Origin of the sequence: Paenibacillus canaveralius, assembly GCF_047238265.1 — a bacterium.
Taxonomy (GTDB): Bacteria; Bacillota; Bacilli; order Paenibacillales; family NBRC-103111; genus Paenibacillus_F.
In genome coordinates, this window is record NZ_JBDFMM010000001.1 from 3,295,234 (window position 1) to 3,312,565 (window position 17,332).

The following is a 17,332-nucleotide window of genomic DNA, read 5'->3' on the forward strand; positions in this document are numbered from 1 at the left end:
CTCTGTTCGAGCAGGCGCTGCTTGCTGTAACAACTTTTCCCGGTTCAGGAACCGATGTTCGGAAACCGGATGGAAATCGAGGTACCCTGGCCCTGGATGCTGCTTATGGACAAGCCGTATTTCTCTCCGAAGACGAGCTGAATGCGGCGGTGCACGTTCATAAGCCCGATCCCTCCGTGCCCTTTGCGGCCGGCAAGGGTGGAATCTGCCAGCTGGTTGGATTCCAGCTGCCGCTGGAGGGAGGCCAGCTTCCCGGGCGGAATGCCTACCCCGTTGTCCTCGATCACGATGAGAAGATCCCTGTCCTCCTCATCCGTCCAGGCGTCCAGCCGGATATAATGGTAATCTTCGATTCCGTCCGCGAACGCGTGCTGAAACACATTCTCGATCAAGGGCTGAAGCGTGAGGCGGGCCGTTTTTTTCAGGAAAAATTCCGGCGTTATCCGCACATCCAGCTCGAAATCCCGGCCTACCCGGTGCTTCATGATCGTCATATAGTTCAGCACATGCTTAAGCTCGTTGACGATGGCGGTTTCTTCGATATGCGTCTGCACCGAGTAGCGGAACATGGCGGCGATCGCGTCCACGATTTCCGTGATTTCCTCGGACTGCCGGATCACCGCGTAGCAGATAATATTTTCGAGCGTATTGTACAGAAAATGGGGGTTGATCTGGAGCTGAAGAGACTGAAGCTCGGCTTTCTGCCGCTCCAGCTCCGCGTCTTTCTTGCTCAGCTCCGTTTTGTACAAGGTATCCATCAGCTCCGACAGGCTGGCAACCATCAAATTGTAGCGGTCGATAAGCTCGCTGAATTCATTGCGTGTGCGCAGCTGGGGAATCTTCATCCAGTTTCCCTGCTCGGTCTGCCGCATGCCTCTTTTGAGAATATGAATCGGCTTCGTGATGACCCGGCCGAACCGGTACGAAATGAGCAGCGCGATAAGCAGCGTAATGCCTCCGACGAGAAACGATAAATACCGGATGCTGGCGATCGGCCTGTTGATGTCTTCGGTCGGAATCGACACCATGAGATTCCAGCCCGAGTACGAGGACTTCCGGCTCACGATCATGCGCTCTTCTCCGAAAGAGGCGTCCGTGAACGAAGTCGAGCTGCGTGTTTTCAAGCTTGGCCAGCAGCTCGCCGCCGATTACTTGTCCGATCCGGGTTTTATCGGGATGATGCACAATCCTTCCTTCGTGATCCACAATGGAAAAGAATCCTCCCCGTCCGAGGTTGACTCCCTTCCAAAGCGTGGAGAACTCATCCGATTTGATCTGGATCGTCAAAATGCCTTTGAATTCGTTAAACACCTGGCCGTGTATTTTACGCGAAAGCGTAATGAGCTGGGTGTCGCTTTCCGAAAACACACTGTTGTTGATGATCGTCAGATTGCCGTTGGAATCCGTTTCCTTGTCCAGCTCCTCCAGCGTCGCTCCGGGAACGGGATCCTGAATAATTTTCAGGGCCGGATTTACGAAATAGACCCAATTCTTGTTGTAATCCGTCAAATAAACGGTCATAATTTCCGGTGTTTTCAGAAAAAGCGGATCGATAACCTGCTTTTTGAGCGAATCGGTATATTGAAAATACGCATAATCGTCTTTCGGCGGCGAATCGAGAAATTTTCTTATATCCGGGTGGGTAAAAAGAGAAAGATGCGCACGTTCGTACAGCTTTAAATACAGATCCGTATGGTTGACCGCGTTGGTTACCGCTTCGATCAGATGCTGTTCGTTCTGCTGTCGCAGCTGACTGGAAGAAATATGGTAGGAAAACCAGCCGATCGATGCCGCCGTAATAATCACGACAACCGCGATATAAATAAAAATGGTCCGGGACAACGTCTTTTTCATTTATTTGATGCCCAACTGCTGCCGGTATTCAAGCGGAGAAACGCCGGTCACTTTTTTAAACATCCGCGAAAAATGAGGGTAATTCTCGTAGCCGACCTCATATGCGATATCGTTGGTGCGGTAACGCGGAATTTCCAGCAGCTTTTTGGCCAATTCGATCCGTTTGAGTATCCGGTACTGGACGAACGTCTCTTTATGCACTTTTTTGAACAGAAAGCTTAAATACTGCGGGGTGATGCCCAAATAATCGGCCGTGTCTTCCAGCGAAAGCTCCTTCGTAATATGAGCGTCCATATAGTCTTTGGCCTTCAGCATCAGATCCTGTCCCCCTCTTTGCAGCGCAAGCTCGTCGATAATTTTCAGGATGCTGACGTGCAGCATTTCGAAATAACGAAGATGATCGCCCGAATCCGGTATTTCCCCGACTGCCGGGTAAAACCCTTTCAGGGCAAGCCTTTTCTTCAGCATCGGAAGACAATCTTTCAACAGCTGGACAAAGTCGTAATCGGTCCGGGAAGCCGTAAGACAGTAGGTTTTGAGCTGCTCGAAAACCGTCTCCATTTCCTCGATCCGCATCGACCACACCGATTCCGCCATGTCTCCGATAAGATCCTCGTACTTGGAAATGGACAAAGCCGGGTTCCCCTGCGAGATAAGCCGGTTCAGCAAATCTCCGATTTTAGCGGGTGTAAACGGTTTCAAAATATATTCTTTGACGCCGTACGAAATACAGTTCTGTGCATATTCGAAATCCCCGTATCCCGAGATGATCACCTTCTGCACGAGAGGGTATTTGTCGTACACCTGCCTGCACAGCTCCAGCCCGTCCATTTTGGGCATCCGGATGTCGGTTAAAAGAAGCTGAGGCAGGCTCTCGTTCATCTTGTCCAGCGCCTCCCGTCCGTTGCCGGCGGTTCTTACCCATTCGAAATCGTACGGCAGCTGCCCCAGCATGGCGACCAGCCCCTGACGGATCAACGGTTCGTCGTCGACCACCAAAATTCGCTTCATGCCGCCCCCTCCTTCGTATAAGGATCTGATGTTGTGGAAGGCAAAAAACATTTATCCGCCCCGGAGAGTGGATAAATGTTCAAGCCGTTATTTCGAATCGCCGAGCTTGACGCCTTCTTTCTTGTTGTACCGCTCGGTTGCTTCCTTAATGATATCATTTCCCCCTTTGGCTTTCCATTCCTCCAGCACCTTCGGCCAATCGGAAATCGGTTCCTTGCCGTATACCATTTTAAGCATATGGTCGAGGATAACCGGCGGCATGTCGGAGAACTTCAAACCCGCATCGGTAAATTTGGCGCTGGACGTAAGCTCGGGTGCGAACGAAATACCGTCCCGGCCTTCTTTGGCCACGATCGTATCGAATTGGTGGATAAGCTTCTTGCCGTCCTCGGTCTGGTTCAGCAGCGTACGGTTCAGAGCCGTATCCTCGACAAGGCGCAGAATAACCGAACGGAACTGCTCTTCGTACGTTTCTTCCGGCGTTTTAGGCTGCTTGTAAACCACTTTGCCGTCCTGCGTCTGATACGTGTCGCCTTCGATCCCGAAGTTGAAGAACTTGTCGCCCTTCTCGGTCACCATAAAGTTGAGCATTTTGATGATGGCGGCCGCCTTTTCCTTGCTCACCTTGCTGTTGATATACGTCAATCCGCCGGTATAGCTGTATTTCATCATGCCGCCTTTGCCGTCGTCGCCGACCGGGGACGGAATGATCACGACTTCGGATTTCGGATTCGTCACTTTTGTTGTGTTGATCCATGTCATGAGCAGGTTGGCGTTGTGATTCCAGATGCCGGATTTGCCCGCATTGATGTTGTTCGTCCATTTGTTGCCGTCTACGCTGGCGAAGTCTTTGGTCATCAGCCCTTCGTCATACATCGTTTTGTAAACCCGGAGGGCTTTCTGCATCTGCTCGACTTTAAAAAATTTCGGCACGACCTCGTCGCCGATTTTCTCGAACATCGTGCTGTAAGGCATGACATCGTAGGCGCCGAAAATAAAATCGGAGTAGACGAAATTTTGCCGGAACGCGAACGGCTGCTCGACTCCGTTCTTTTTCATGGCGCGCAGCACATTCAGAAACTCATCGATCGTCTTCGGAGCGGGCAGCCCCGTCGCGTCCAGAAGATCTTTGCGGATAAACGTGGCTCTCCGGGTCGGCACCGACAAATATTCCGGAATGGCGTAAATTTTTCCTTTGTATTTGACTTCGTCCCAAGCTTCTTTTGGAATCGCTTTCAATAAATCCTGGCCGTATTCTTTCAGCAGATCGTCAAGCGGCATGAACAGCCCGCCTTTAATCGCGCCGAGCATATCCGGCCCTTCCGGAAACATCCCTTGAATGGTGTTCATAACATCGGGAATGTCGTTGCTGGCGAACATGAGCGCCGTTTTGGGCTTGAATTCGGCATGCGGCACCAGTTTGATATCCAGCTGCACGCCGGTCATCTCGCCGAGCTTTTTCACCCATTTGTCGTTGTTGATATCGGTGCTGGCGAGCGCGTATTTATTCAAGGAATCGCTCAGCGACAAGGATACTTTCACCGGTCCCGAAGGTTCCTTTGGGCTAGCCCCCTGGCCCGCGCAGGCCGTCAGAGCCAGCGATGCGGTCAACGTGAGGAGCAGTGCGCTTTTTTTCCATCTTTTCATGTGGATATCCCCCTTAAGGTACGTGTGTTAACCCCTTTTACAGCATCCTGCGGTCCCGGATTAAGACTTGATCGATCCGATCAGCATACCTTTGATGAAATGCTTCTGCAGGAACGGATAAACAAGCATGATCGGGATCGTCGCAATGACGATGACCGCCATTTTGAGGCCTTCCGGTGACAAATTCGCTATATCGCCCGCCGTATTGGCAAGGTCCGAGGAATCCGTGACGACGTATTCCCTGAGCTTCACCTGGAGCGGGAACAAAGCCCGTTCATTGATATAATAAAGCGCGTTGGAATAGTTGTTCCAGAGGGCTACGGAATAAATGATGCTCATCGTGGCCATTGCCGGTTTGGAAAGCGGCAAAATCATCGTCCACAGGATGCGCATCTCCCCCGCTCCGTCTATCCGGGCCGACTCGATAAGTTCGTTCGGGATCGACTGGAAGAAAGACCGCATCACGAACAGGTTAAACGCGCTGATCGCGCCGGGAAGCATGAGGGCCCACAGACTGTCAAGCATCCCCAGCGACCGGATGAGCAGGTAGTTCGGGATCAGGGGCGCGTGGAAAATCATCGTAATCAGCACGAGCACGAGAATCCCTTTGCGTTCCCTGTATTCGGTCCTGGACAGCGGGTAAGCCAGGCTGGCCGTCATCACCAGCGCGATCAGCGTCCCGGCGACCGTGACGAGCGCACTGATGCCGAACGCCCGCCATATCGCCGTCTGCTGGAGCACGGTGGTGTAGTTCGACAGCGTCCAATCGGAGGGCCACAGCAGAACGCTGCCGCTGCTGAGCGCTCCGGCTCCGCTGAACGATTTGGCTATGATGTTCAGGATCGGCAAAACCATGGCAAGCGAGATCAGAAGCAGCAGCACGGGATTAAGCAGCGCGGTCTTGCTTTGTTTTTCCAAGGGAGACAAGCTCATTCCTCCTTCCTAGTATAATCCTTCTCCGGTAGTTTTTTTGCTGAATTTATTCGCCGATACGATAAGCACGAAACCGATCACGGATTTGAACAGGCCGATGGCCGTCGTATAGCTGTATTCCCGCTGGATCAGGCCCACCCTGTAGATATACGTATCGAGAATGTCGCCGCTTCCGTTCGTCAAAGGATTCAGGAAAACGAAAACCCTTTCAAAACCGAGATCCAGAAAATTCCCGATCTGCAGCAAAAACAAAATCGTAATCGTCGGCATGATCGACGGAATCGTAATCGAGAACGTCTGCTTCCACCGGCTGGCTCCGTCCATCTGGGCGGCTTCGTACAAATCGGGATTGATGCCGCTCATGGCCGCGAGATAAATGATCGTGCTCCAGCCCGCGTCCCGCCAGATCCCCGAGCTTACGATAATGGTGCGGATGTACGAATCCTCGCCCATAAAGTACACCGGTTCCCGGCCGAAAAGGCCCAGAAGGTAATTGACGGCTCCGCTCGTCGGGGACAGCAGTTCGATCACAATTCCGCCGACGACGACCCAGGAGAGAAAGTGAGGCAGATAAACCGACGTCTGGACAAATCGTTTGTAAGCCGCATTGCGCAGCTCGTTCATCATCAAGGCCAGAATGATCGGAATCGGGAAGCCGAACAGCAGCGTGTAAAACCCGATGGCAAGCGTATTGCCCAGAATGCGCCAGAAATCCGCGTACTCGATCATCCGTCTGAAATTGTCGAACCCGATCCAGTCGCTCTGCCAGACGCCCGCGAAGATGTTGTAATCCTGAAAAGCCATCACAGATCCCGTCAGCGGGATATATTTGAAGATCAGGAAATACGCGATACCCGGGAGTGACAATAAATACAACACTTTGTACCGGCTGTAATAGGAGAAAAAACCGGCTTTTTTCCTCGTTCGCTGTCTTTTCGTACCGGCTTCGAGTCCGGCCCCGCTGTAGCTCACATTCCATCACCCTTGCTTTGTTTGGTATGATTGAAGTGTACCTTACGGGCTTCTCGATCGGGATACCGTGACTTAACATGAGTTATCTTTTTTTAAGGTCCGCAATTCCTAAGAAAGAACATCACGTGCCCCGTGGTATAGTAAACATAGCTTCATCCGCACCGGTGTTAAGACATTCATACCTATTCACGGAGAGGAGGTATTCTTATGCCGACTAATCTTCCTGACGGACCAAATAAAAAAACTGCGTCATCCGGACCGGAATCCGATTTTCCCGCAGGCTTGTCCAAGCCCGCTCTCCGCGCGCTTGCCGGAGCCGGCTTTCTGCGTCTGGAACAGCTGACCCGGGTTACCGAGAAAGAGATCCTGCAGCTTCACGGCATGGGGCCAAAAGGGATCGAAGTGCTGCGCCCCGCTCTGGCGGCCAAGGGCCTGTCTTTCGCCGAAGTGTCCGGAGCTTCCGGGAAATCGTCCTGAACGAACGTTAAAGCCCGCCGCTTTCCAGGCGGAGAAAGGTTCGAGATTTGGAATATTACAAGCCCATCGATATAGCCCGGAGGCTGAACATCAGCACGAGCGCACTGCGCCATTACGAATCGTGGGGCGTCGTACCCGCACCGGACCGGGCCGCTAACGGGTACCGCCTGTACACGAACTTACACCTGGCTTATTTCCGCTGTCTGCGCGCGATGTTCCCCGCCTTCGGCGTCGGTCTCAGCTGCGACGTACTGCGCCATATCCAGCACGGCGATATGGACAGCGCGTTCTGGCTCGTCAGCCGCGAGCAGTCCGTTCTCCAGCATGAAAAAACGGTGGCCGACAATACGCTCGCTCTCCTGCAGGACCCCGAGCTGCCGATCCTGGCCAACAAAAAGCTGAAAAGCGCGATGACCATCGGCGAGGCCGCCTCTCTCACCGGTGTCCAGGATTCCGCGATCCGCCACTGGGAGAAGGAAGGACTGCTCAAACCGGGAAGAGATCCGGACAACGGATACCGGATTTTTACGCCCATGCATATCCGGCAGATTCTGCTGATCCGCACGCTGCGCAGAACGGTTTATTTCCTGGAACGAATGAAGGATATCGTACAAGCCGTGGAACACCAGAGCATCGGGAAGGCGAAAAAAGTGACGGAACAGGCTCTCCTGAGCATTCACGAAAGAAACCGGCAGCAGTTTCGGGCCGTATCCGAACTCGTGGAGCTATGCAAAGAAGCCGGTTTGATGGAACGGGAATAACCCCGCCTACCTCCCCCTTGCATCTTCATACAGAAAAACCGCCCGCTTCCTTCGAGGGAAGCGGGCGGTTTTTCTAAAGGCCTTCCTGTACGTATATGCCGGTATGCAGGAAGTAGGCGGAATCAGAGGCTACTTTTGTTCCCGGCGCATGCTTAAAGAGCAAACTTCGGTGACTCTTGCACGCCTTGAATCATGCACGCAGTCACCGCAGGCGATAAAGAGCGGAGGCCGGCAGGCGGTTATTTCAAGATTTTACCCGCAACGGCAGAGAGGTCCTGATTGTCGATTTTTCCGTCCTTCTTGATATCCAGGTGCTTGAACTGGTCCCAATCCGGGCTTTGTTTCGTTTTTCCGTACGGTGCCGCCACGATAGCGAGGTCACCGACGCTCACTTTACCGTCCCCATTGTAATCACCCGGTACCGATCCCGGATTTTGTACCGTCAGCGAAGACGGCGCAGCTTCCGTTTCTTTGCCTTCGCGGTCGCCCAGCACCGCATTCGTGACAGAGACGATTCCCTTGATCGTCTGGTTGTCCTTTTTGCTGCGGAAGATAAACTCCAGCAGCTTGGCGGGGCGATTCACGGCATGGCTGTCGCCTTGACTGGCCACCAGGAGGCGGAGCTGTCCCGGCGTTTTCTTGTCGGTTTCGAGGAGGGAAAGTCCGTCCAGAACAGGCTTCGCGGACACGAACTCCATAAAGGAGGCATCATATTCGACTTTAAGATCCTGCGCATATACCGCCTGCGAACCTCCCGTCAGCCCATAGGTGACGGAGAACTTCTCTCCCGCCGGAACCGTTCCGCTGCCTGTGAGTACGGTCTGCCAGCCCGTCTGTCCCGCCGCGATCGTCACCGTTACCGTGGCGATGTTTGAATCCGTCTTGCCGTCGCTGGCTTTGAACGTAAACGTGTCGGTCCCCGTTTGGCCCTTGCCCGGCGTATACGTGAACGTTCCTTTGGACGCGTCCGTCACTGCGGCATTTCCCTTGGCACCGTTGCGCACGATGCTGTAAGTCAGCGGATCGCCGTCCTCATCGGCCGCCGGTAATGTACCGGAGACGGGCGTATCCGGCGCAGTGCTGAGCGCGCTGTCCGAAGCGACGGGAGCCCCGCCGGCTGCCGGTCCGTTTTTCGTGAACTCGTACAGCTTGTCGTAGAGGCCGCGGATCTCGGGATCGGAGCTTGCCGCCGCCTGGGCCATGACAGGCCCGCTGCCTTTATAGTAAGCCTTGAATGCGTTTCCCTTATAGCCGAACTGTTCGCCCGCATCCAAGTATTCCAGGAATCTTTCGCGGAATACGGCATCGGTCAGCAACCGGTCGTCAAATTCAAGCTCGACGCCCATTCCGAACCGTTTGGCCGTTCCGGCCGCATCCTGCAGGCGGTCTATGTTCAGAGGTTCGAAATAATAGTTCGGCTGGAAAGTGACCGCGTCAAAGCCTACATCTTTCCACATGTAACTTTTGTACGCCAGGAAATGGGGAATCCAGAACGACTTCAGCCCTTTCTCGTGAACGAGACCGTTTGTGAAGCGCAGTATATCCGGCCCGTTGCTGCTTGTTCCTATCTGCTCCTGCAGCCAGTAGAAACCGGAAAGCTCCAGGTTCGAATAGTTCTTCTCTTCGAACTTGCGGCTGACCTCGTCGATCCACCAGCGGATCACCTTTTGCCGGTTGGCGACGGCTTTATCCTTGCCGACCGCGCTCTCGTTGAAATTCTCGGTGATGCCGTCTCCGTCGATATCCCCGAAATCGGTCGTATACTCACCGGGATTCGGGATCATCATAACCGTTTTCGTTTTGTGGCCGGGCTGTCCCAGCTTTTGGCCGACTTCCTTCGTCGCTTCGTTCAACTGCTCCAAGTCCCCTTGAGCCGCAAACGTTTTATCCAGGTACCAGTTCCAGTCGGTCAGCAGTGCCCCCCCTTCCCCGAAATCGCGTCCTTGCGGGGACTGCAAGCCGAGGACAAGCGCTCCGTCAAAAAACCAGTCGACAGTCTTGCCTTCCTTGTTCACATAGCCGATCTCGGGAACGAGTTTTTCCTTCGTCATTTTGACCCCGTCCGAGTAGTAACCGTTATATACCAGGGAAAGGTTGCGGATACCGGCGGTATGTTCACCGGGCTGCATATAATCGAATGCTTCCGCGGGCACCTGCTTCGCCCCTTCGATTTTGCCGTCGGCGCCCCAGACCTCGATTTCGTCGATAAACTCCCACGCCTTCGGATGCATGGAAAACGCCACTTTGACATAACGGGCGTAGGCCATCTTCGCATCGGAGCCCGCATTCGGAATACCGTCCTTCGTTCCGTCCCACGTATAGAACTGATCGACGGGAGGGCCGTCTACCCAAAGATGCTCCGTCGCTTTGTGGCTAACCGTTCCCCAGTTCTGCTTGTCATCCGACACATACATGGAGACCGTCAGAGGGAAAAGAACCGCCGAGCCCGGCCAATCCTGCAAAAAATGCGCCCGGATCTTGGAAATGGACTTGGCCTCGCCGAGGTCTAAAACAATCTCGCGGGTCTGCTTATTCAAGCTTCCGACCCAGGACGGATCCGTCACATTGGCACTGCCGATCACTCCGTCGGTAAGCTTGCCGGTCGTATCCGGATAGCTGGAATGGGGTGCTTCCGACCATTCGTACTTCGCACCTTTGGCAAGATTGCGCATTTCAGGTTGAGCCTGGGCGCCGTATGCCTGGGGAAGTATCGTCGCCATCAGGGTCACTCCCAGTGCCATCGAAAGCCATTTTTTATTCGAACTCATAATTTCCCTCCTAAAATAATGATTGTGAAAGCGCCTACACTGTAACCATAAGAGACTCGCCTTTCGAATAAAAGAGATAACTTCCGACTTTTATATACACTTCTTTACTTCCCCTCTTCCGCTCCGGCATCCTGAAATTTTGTGTGAAAAGACCCGTGCAGACTTCCGACTTCTCTTTCCGACACGACTACAAGGCCAAAAAACCGCTCCCTACGGTCTTCCGCAGCCGTCCGGCTCTCGAAGCGGATCATCTCCTCCTTGGATTCCTCTTCCTTTTTTTGCTCACATTCAACTCCTATCCGTTTCACTTTGTTAGCCCCAAAATCGGTCAACCACCCGCAAAAAGTCAAGCTTGAAATCTTCTCCCATGGGCATATGCATAAGCAGCCGTCTTGATCTTGAATAGAGTGTCGTAGTTCCCTATAGAAAGGCAGGACTGCGCTCCATGCTGAAAACAATCCCTCACCGGAGAAAAAAATTACCGAAAGTCATCGCTTCGATCCGTGTCAATTCTCCCCTGCACGTGGCCGTTAACCGCAAAACGAACCGGGTATATGTAACCCGGAGTCTGGATGCGCTGGCCGTCATCAACGGCCTTACAAATCGCGTCATCAAAACGATCCCTATCGATAACGCGCCGAATTACCTGGTGGTCAACGCCCGGAAAAACCGTGTTCACACATTAAACACGGCGGTAACGTCAAATCCCCGCGGATTTACCGGAAGTGTGAGTCTGGTGAACGGTGTCACGAACCGGCTTGTTTCGTCCGTTAACGTCGGCAAGGACGGCGCGGATATCGCCTTAAACCTTGCAACCGGCCGGGTGTATGCCGTCAATGCGGGCAGCAACTCGGTTACCGTAATCAACGGCCGGACCAACACGGTCGTCACCACCGTTAAAGTGGGCGACACGCCGTTTTTCGCAGCCGTCAATCCGTTCACCAACCGGATCTATGTGTCAAACAACAGCGCCGGCACCGTTTCCGTCATTAACGGAAGCCTCAACAAAGTCATCGCTACGGTTAAAGTAGGCACAGGCCCCGATACTATCGCGATCAACCCTGTAACCAACCTGATCTATGTCGCGAACACAAACAGCGGCTCCGTCTCTGTCATCCATGGAAAAACGAACAAAGTCATCAAAACGATCCGGGTAGGCGCGTTTCCTGCCGATATCAAGGTCAACATCCGGACCAACCGGATTTACACCGCTAATTCGTCCGGCAATACGGTTTCCGTCATCAGCGGAAAAAACCTGAAGGTTATCGACACGGTCGGAGTCGGCAGCCAGCCGTCCGTTTTGGGTATCGATACAAAGAAAAACCGCATTTTCGTCGCCAACGCTTCACCGAATTTATCGAGAGGGACCATTTCGGTTATCAGCGGTTTCAAGAATAAAGTCATTACGACTCTTACGGTCGGTGCACGGCCGTCGGATCTCAAGGTCAATTCCAAAACGCACCGGGTGTATGTGACCAACAACAACGGAGACACGGTGTCGGTTATCCGTTCCTAATCCTGCCGTCGGGCAGCGGCAGCGACTACCGTCATGTGACGCCGGGCACGCGCCCCGGACCTTCGCGCGGTGCGGAAAGACAACGGACAACGGGCCGCCAAACGTGAACCCCCCCTCTGCTGCGGTCGCGACCCGCAAAAATTCCCCTGCCGGTTTTCTCTCCGGCAGGGAACAACAAAGCCCGGGCGTTCATCCGGATGAACGCCCGGGCTTCTCATGTCCTTCGGCAGCCAGGCTGCCTGCGGTAGCCGGCTTGCCGCATATCTGCGTATCTGCGTATCTGCATATTGCGTATCTCGTATAACATACCTCCCGTAAGTTCCGGTGCTTCCCCGACAAAAAAAGATGACTTCCGGATATCCGGAAGTCATCTTAGGTTAAACGATCAGTCGTGTCTGTTAAGCAATTACTTTCCAGACACCGGAGCTGCTGCTTGGTGTTTCGCCTTGCGTCCACCATTTGGCTTCGTAGTTTACGCCGTTATGCGTAACCTTGCTTCCGCCCGGGTAAGCGGTTGAAGCGTTCCAAGCCGGGTAAGTCGTGCCGACAGTGGTCGTGAAGCTGGCTGTGTTGCTTGCAGCCGATACATTGCCGGCAGCGTCAACGGCTTTGACCGTAATGGCGTAGGCCGTATTCGCCGTCAACCCCGTCAGGTTGAAGCTGAGCGCACCGCTGGTCGTGCCGATTTGAGTGGAACCGTTATAGATCCGGTAGCCGGCTACACCGACATTGTCGGAAGACGCCGTCCAGGATACGGTAGCGCTTGTAGCGGCAACTTTGGAAGCCGTCAGGCCCGCAGGCGCAGTCGGAGCGGACGTGTCGGGAGTACCCGGGGAGCCGCCGCCGAAGTTTACGTCGATCACGTTGTAGAAAGCGTTAGCCGTATCTGCGATTTCCCATACGGCAAGGATAACTTGGTAGCCTGTTCTGCTCGGAACGTTACATGTGTCGGAGTACGAACCGGAAGGTTGTCCCTTGTACGGCACGTTGCAGAAAGGCGTCAGGTCGAAGGAAGCGCGGGTCAGAGGCGCGTTCGGATTCCAGTCCTGCTTCGTAATGTAATATTTCCAGGCGGACGTCGCATGCGGAACTTTCAGCGTCCAGTTGAAAGTCGTCGGGCCCGGGCTGAGGTTTACTTTCGTCCAGCGTGTGGACGACTGCTCGTCGAGCGGTGCGAACAGTCCGTTCGCGCTTGCGATTTTACCGTCGGCAGGTCCGGCAACCGGGAAACCTTTGAGCGCTTCCAGGCTGTATGGCTCATAAATAATGAGACCGCAGTTTTTGTTCACTCCGCTTGCGCAAAGAGCCGCACGGCTTGACGGGTTGCTGACATACCCGTGAGCGGAAGCTTTATTTTCCAGCAGAAGAAGCATGGCGATAGACAGCACGAGCATCATGGCTCCGGCCGCAAGCATCTTGATCATCCCTTGATAGGGCAAACGAGTGGTCACTATAAATTCCTCCTTTTAATGGGCAATGAAAATGAAACCATTTTAACAAATGCCGGCTCTGGGACCGGATTAAACTGGATCATGAACGGGCAGCGGTAAGGATATTCCTGGCGATACCCCTGCATCCTCCTCCTTTCACAGGTGGGCGTGCTTGCTGCATTAAAGCCTGCGCGCCTCTTTACGATAACGGCTGTATGCGTAAGCGATTTCAAAACAGCCGGTACATAAGCTGCATGGCCACAGCTATTCGGCTGGAACATGGAACCGGGTGCATACGGCCGAAAATACACCTCATATTATACCTCATATTACATAATATACAAGAACATGATACAAATGTTTCTTTTCTTTTTATATCATCAGAGTAACGGTTATTTTCTCCAAGTTAAAAACTCCCTCCTCTTCACACGTGGGAATGTTTTCAGAGCCGGCGGCCGGCGGCAGGAACGACTTTTTTTAACGATACCGGCACGCAGTGTCCCGGTTAACATAGGCCCGAAACAGGTCTGTCTCCCTCTTGCCTTTTGCAGAGTCCGTCCCCGGATGACAGCCCTCTAAAATCATCTTCTGCATTGGGACGGTTCTACATGCTCATATAAGCGGACACCATTTTGCCAAAAAAGAAAGGCTGCCGGAAAACCGGCAGCCTTTACAAGTGGAATATTTTCAGCGCTTAGTTGGGAAGTGTTGCCTGATATTCCGTCCAAAGCGTATTTACGTTCGTGCCTGTCAGCTCCTGGATTTTGGCTTCTGTCCAGTCCTGACCGTCGAACGGAGTCAGGCTCGCGTTCAGCTGGCGGATAAATCCGGGCTTTTTCTTTTCCTCGATCCAGCGGAAGAAGTTGCCGGTAATGCCGTAGCCGTCCTGCCACGTTCCGCCCTTGGTCATGCTGTAGCGGTCATGATAACCGACTGTAAAACGGACCGTATCGGCCAGACCCTCGACCATGTAGCTGAGACCGCCTTCGCTTTTGTCGGCGTACCGGTTGTCGTCGTACTGGTAGCAGTGAGTAAGCTCGTGGTAAAGGACGCCGATAATTTCGTCACGCACCGATTTGTTCGGATTGTTCGCGATATCACGCAAAAACCGGGAGCTGAAACCGACTGTTTTCTGGATGTGGTCGCCCGACGCCCAAGCCACTCCGGGAACGTCTTCGATCGTAACCTTGATCTTCCGCACGCCTCCCTGCAGCTCGCCCGGATTATTATAGAGCAGTTCATTTACTTTGCGAATGATAACCCGAATATCTTCCGTGGCGTTAGGCAGTGCCTGGTCGAACAGCTGACCGTTGCCTGCGGCGTCAAGATTTTGAATCTCGATAACCGGATCCACCCCACGCCACATGTCGTCCTTGCGCGTGAATTCGACTTCAGAGAGCTGCAGAATGCCTCCGCTGTGATTGGTAATGTTGTTCAGCCGGTAGTATTGATAAGCGGTATTGCTGCCGTTCAGAAGATAATGATTCCGCTGATGCCGGAGTCTGAATGATTCATTGCTTTTGGTATCCAGGTTCGTCCAGGTGGCGTTATCGTTGGACCCCTGAAGCACCCAGCTCTTGGGATCGCGTTCGGCAAAATCGTTAGCGGCCGTAAGCGCGTAGCCGTCGATCGTGACTGGTTTGCCGAAATCGAAATTCAGCCAGCCCGTGGCATTGAATGTCAGCCATTTGGTCACTTCGTTTCCGTCTACCAGATTATCTTTGCCTTCGCTAGGCGTATTTTCAGCGCTGGCCGTAACGGACGGCTTAATCTTGGTCCAAGTATCGACGGAGCCGTCGAATAATTTGATTTCCGAGACCTGGAGGATTCCGCCCGAATGGTTTGTAATGTTGTCAAATTTAAAGTATTTAAAAGAGGACGCGTTCGCTAACGGGTAGGATTTTGTCTGATAGCGATATGTAAAAGCTTCATTCTGCCGGGTATCGAGATCGGTCCAGTTCAATCCGTCATTGGAGCCTTTCAATATCCAGTTTTTCGGGTCTCTTTCGGGATAATCTTCAGCGGCCGTAATCGAGTAAGAGGTAACTGTCTTCGCCGTATCGAGTTGGACTTGAATCCAGCCTGTGGAGCTGAACGTAAGCCATTTTGTATAAATAGACTGGTCGAATGCGCTTTCCTTGGTTTGGGTCGGCGCAAATTCGGCGCTTGCCGTTATGGTGCCTCCCGCCGCCACATTTTTGGGGGTGGTCGTAGACGTCGTTTGAGCCGCCTCTGCCGTAGAAACGCCGAAACCGCCGATCAGGCTCAGTCCCAGAAAAGCCGCCGTCGTCAGGTAAGTCAATTTTTTCATAGTTTTCTCCCATCCTTCTCTCTCGATTTGTCACACCGAAATCCGTGGTTTACCGCTTCCGCCGGCAAACGTATCTATCACCTCTCTAGTAGAACGGGTGGTTTCCCTATCATTTTATCAGAAAGTAGCAATTTTTATCTATTGAGGTTTTTAATGACTTTTATAGAAAAACCTGATTTTATGCCAATTTAAAGACCGTTTCCCGCATAAGGAAACGGCCTTTAACTGGAATGCCGGTACTTCGGAGGAGGACGCCTTCCTCCTATCCGATCAAGCCGGCTTCCGCCGCATCACGTCTGCCGAAATGTCCGGCTTCGGCCCGCTCCAGGCCCAAGTGATCCCGCAGTGTGGTTCCGCTGTATTCCGTACGGAACAGTCCCCGGCGCTGCAGAATCGGCACCACCTCGTCGGTAAACGTCTCAAGATCCCCCGGCAGGACAGGCCCCATCACGTTGAAACCGTCGCATGCCTTCTCCTGGAACCACTGTTCCATGAGGTCCGCGAGCCCCTCCGGCGTGCCGACGTACTGCAAGTGCCCCCGGGCGCCAAGAATCCGCTGTCCCAGTTCCCGGATGGAAAGCCCTTCGGTGCGGGCGGTATCCATAATAAGCTGGACGCGGCTTTTCATCCCGTTGGATTTCTCCACCGGATCGGGAATATCGGGGAGCGGGCCGTCCGGCGGATAAGCCGACAGATCGTGGCTGACCATGCCCGACAGAGCCATGACGGCAAGCTCCGTCGGGATAAGATCCGTCAGCTCCCGCTCTTTCCGCCGGGCTTCCTCAACCGTCGATCCGAGAATCGGAGAGATTCCCGGCATAATTTTCAGGCTGCCCGGCTTTCTGCCCGCTCCGGACAGCCTGCCGTTGACGGCGGCATAGAACGCTTTGGCCGCCTCCAGCGACTGCTGCGCGGTGAAAATGACCTCGCCGTAACGGGAAGCGAATTCCTGCCCCTGCGGGGACGAGCCCGCCTGGATAAGGACCGGGTTCCCCTGCGGCGGACGCGGAACGTTCAGCGGGCCTTTGCTGGAGAACCATTTTCCCCGGTAATCGACCGCCTTTACTTTGCCCGGATCGGCATAAATTCCCGCTTCCCGGTCCAGCACAAGCGCATCGTCTTCCCAGCTGTCCCACAGCCGGGTGACCGCTTCGACGAATTCCTCGGCCATCTCGTAGCGAAGCGCATGATCGGGATGCTTCGGCAGACCGTAGTTGTGGGCTTCGATATCGAGCTGGGAAGTCACAATGTTCCAGCCCGCCCTTCCTTTGCTGATATAGTCGAGCGACGCGAACTTCCGTGCCACATTGTAAGGATGATTATAGGTCGTGGATACGGTCGCCGTAAGGCCGATCCGTTTCGTAACGGCGGCCAGAGCCGACAGCAGCGTGATGGGGTCCAGCATACCCGAAGCCGCCATATCCACATGCTGCACATACAATAAATCCGCGAAAAAAATCATGTCGAACTTGCCGCGCTCAGCCGTTTCGGCGATGGAGCGGTACAAGTCGAAGTCGTACATCCCCTCCACCCCGGATCCGGGATGGCGCCAGCCCGCATGATGGTGGCCGGCATAATAAATGAAAGCTCCCAGATGGAGCTGGTCCGTGCGTTTAGACATCGGCTTTCAACCTCCTCTAAATTATAGGCTG

The 17,332-nt window shown here is 53.7% G+C and carries 13 protein-coding genes; 3 read left to right on the forward strand and 10 right to left on the reverse strand.

Translation table 11 applies throughout. From position 1 onward, the window contains the following. Positions 1 to 44: 44 nt before the first annotated feature. From ABC395_RS14755 to ABC395_RS14780, 6 genes are all read right to left on the reverse strand, one after another. Entirely contained in the window at positions 45 to 845 is an 801-nt protein-coding gene (locus tag ABC395_RS14755) for a sensor histidine kinase (RefSeq protein WP_413004182.1), read from the reverse strand. Then, on the reverse strand, positions 814 to 1,854 hold the full coding sequence (locus tag ABC395_RS14760) for a cache domain-containing protein (protein ID WP_413004184.1): 1,041 nt from the start codon (positions 1,852 to 1,854) through the stop codon (positions 814 to 816). The genes ABC395_RS14755 and ABC395_RS14760 overlap by 32 nt, the downstream gene beginning before the upstream one ends. Then, a complete protein-coding gene (locus ABC395_RS14765) occupies positions 1,855 to 2,865 on the reverse strand; it encodes a response regulator transcription factor (protein ID WP_413004186.1) in 1,011 nt (336 codons plus the stop codon). A gap of 87 nt (positions 2,866 to 2,952) precedes the next feature. After that, a complete protein-coding gene (locus ABC395_RS14770) occupies positions 2,953 to 4,512 on the reverse strand; it encodes a type 2 periplasmic-binding domain-containing protein (RefSeq protein ID WP_413004188.1) in 1,560 nt (519 codons plus the stop codon). Between the two features lie 60 nt (positions 4,513 to 4,572). Then, on the reverse strand, positions 4,573 to 5,439 hold the full coding sequence (locus ABC395_RS14775; RefSeq protein ID WP_413004189.1) for a carbohydrate ABC transporter permease: 867 nt from the start codon (positions 5,437 to 5,439) through the stop codon (positions 4,573 to 4,575). A gap of 15 nt (positions 5,440 to 5,454) precedes the next feature. After that, positions 5,455 to 6,417, reverse strand: coding sequence for an ABC transporter permease (locus tag ABC395_RS14780; RefSeq protein ID WP_413004191.1), 963 nt, complete (start codon positions 6,415 to 6,417; stop codon positions 5,455 to 5,457). A 207-nt stretch (positions 6,418 to 6,624) separates the two neighbouring features. Between ABC395_RS14780 and ABC395_RS14785 the strand changes: the two genes are divergently transcribed. Continuing rightward, positions 6,625 to 6,894 carry a helix-hairpin-helix domain-containing protein gene (locus ABC395_RS14785; protein ID WP_413004192.1) on the forward strand — a complete coding sequence of 90 codons (270 nt, stop codon included), beginning with the start codon at positions 6,625 to 6,627 and terminating at the stop codon, positions 6,892 to 6,894. 47 nt (positions 6,895 to 6,941) lie between these two features. Beyond that, positions 6,942 to 7,655, forward strand: a complete 714-nt coding sequence (locus ABC395_RS14790; protein ID WP_413004194.1) for a TioE family transcriptional regulator — start codon at positions 6,942 to 6,944, stop codon at positions 7,653 to 7,655. 239 nt (positions 7,656 to 7,894) lie between these two features. Here ABC395_RS14790 and ABC395_RS14795 read toward each other — a convergent pair whose 3' ends face one another. Next, the gene (locus tag ABC395_RS14795; RefSeq protein ID WP_413004196.1) at positions 7,895 to 10,423 is read right to left on the reverse strand and encodes a DUF4855 domain-containing protein; all 2,529 of its coding nucleotides are present in this window, start codon (positions 10,421 to 10,423) and stop codon (positions 7,895 to 7,897) included. A gap of 445 nt (positions 10,424 to 10,868) precedes the next feature. Here ABC395_RS14795 and ABC395_RS14800 point away from each other — a divergent pair, with 445 nt between their 5' ends. Further along, positions 10,869 to 11,939, forward strand: a complete 1,071-nt coding sequence (locus ABC395_RS14800; RefSeq protein WP_413004197.1) for a YncE family protein — start codon at positions 10,869 to 10,871, stop codon at positions 11,937 to 11,939. 398 nt (positions 11,940 to 12,337) lie between these two features. Here ABC395_RS14800 and ABC395_RS14805 read toward each other — a convergent pair whose 3' ends face one another. The 3 genes from ABC395_RS14805 to ABC395_RS14815 all read right to left on the reverse strand — a co-directional run bounded on the left by ABC395_RS14805 (position 12,338) and on the right by ABC395_RS14815 (position 17,301). Continuing rightward, positions 12,338 to 13,390: a lytic polysaccharide monooxygenase gene (locus ABC395_RS14805; RefSeq protein WP_413004199.1), complete on the reverse strand. Its 1,053-nt coding sequence runs from the start codon at positions 13,388 to 13,390 to the stop codon at positions 12,338 to 12,340. Positions 13,391 to 14,063: 673 nt separating this feature from the next. Further along, complete coding sequence (locus ABC395_RS14810; RefSeq protein ID WP_413004201.1) at positions 14,064 to 15,680, reverse strand: basic secretory protein-like protein; 1,617 nt, start codon at positions 15,678 to 15,680, stop codon at positions 14,064 to 14,066. Positions 15,681 to 15,942: 262 nt separating this feature from the next. Then, the gene (locus ABC395_RS14815; protein ID WP_413004203.1) at positions 15,943 to 17,301 is read right to left on the reverse strand and encodes an LLM class flavin-dependent oxidoreductase; all 1,359 of its coding nucleotides are present in this window, start codon (positions 17,299 to 17,301) and stop codon (positions 15,943 to 15,945) included. Between the last annotated feature and the right edge of the window lie 31 nt (positions 17,302 to 17,332).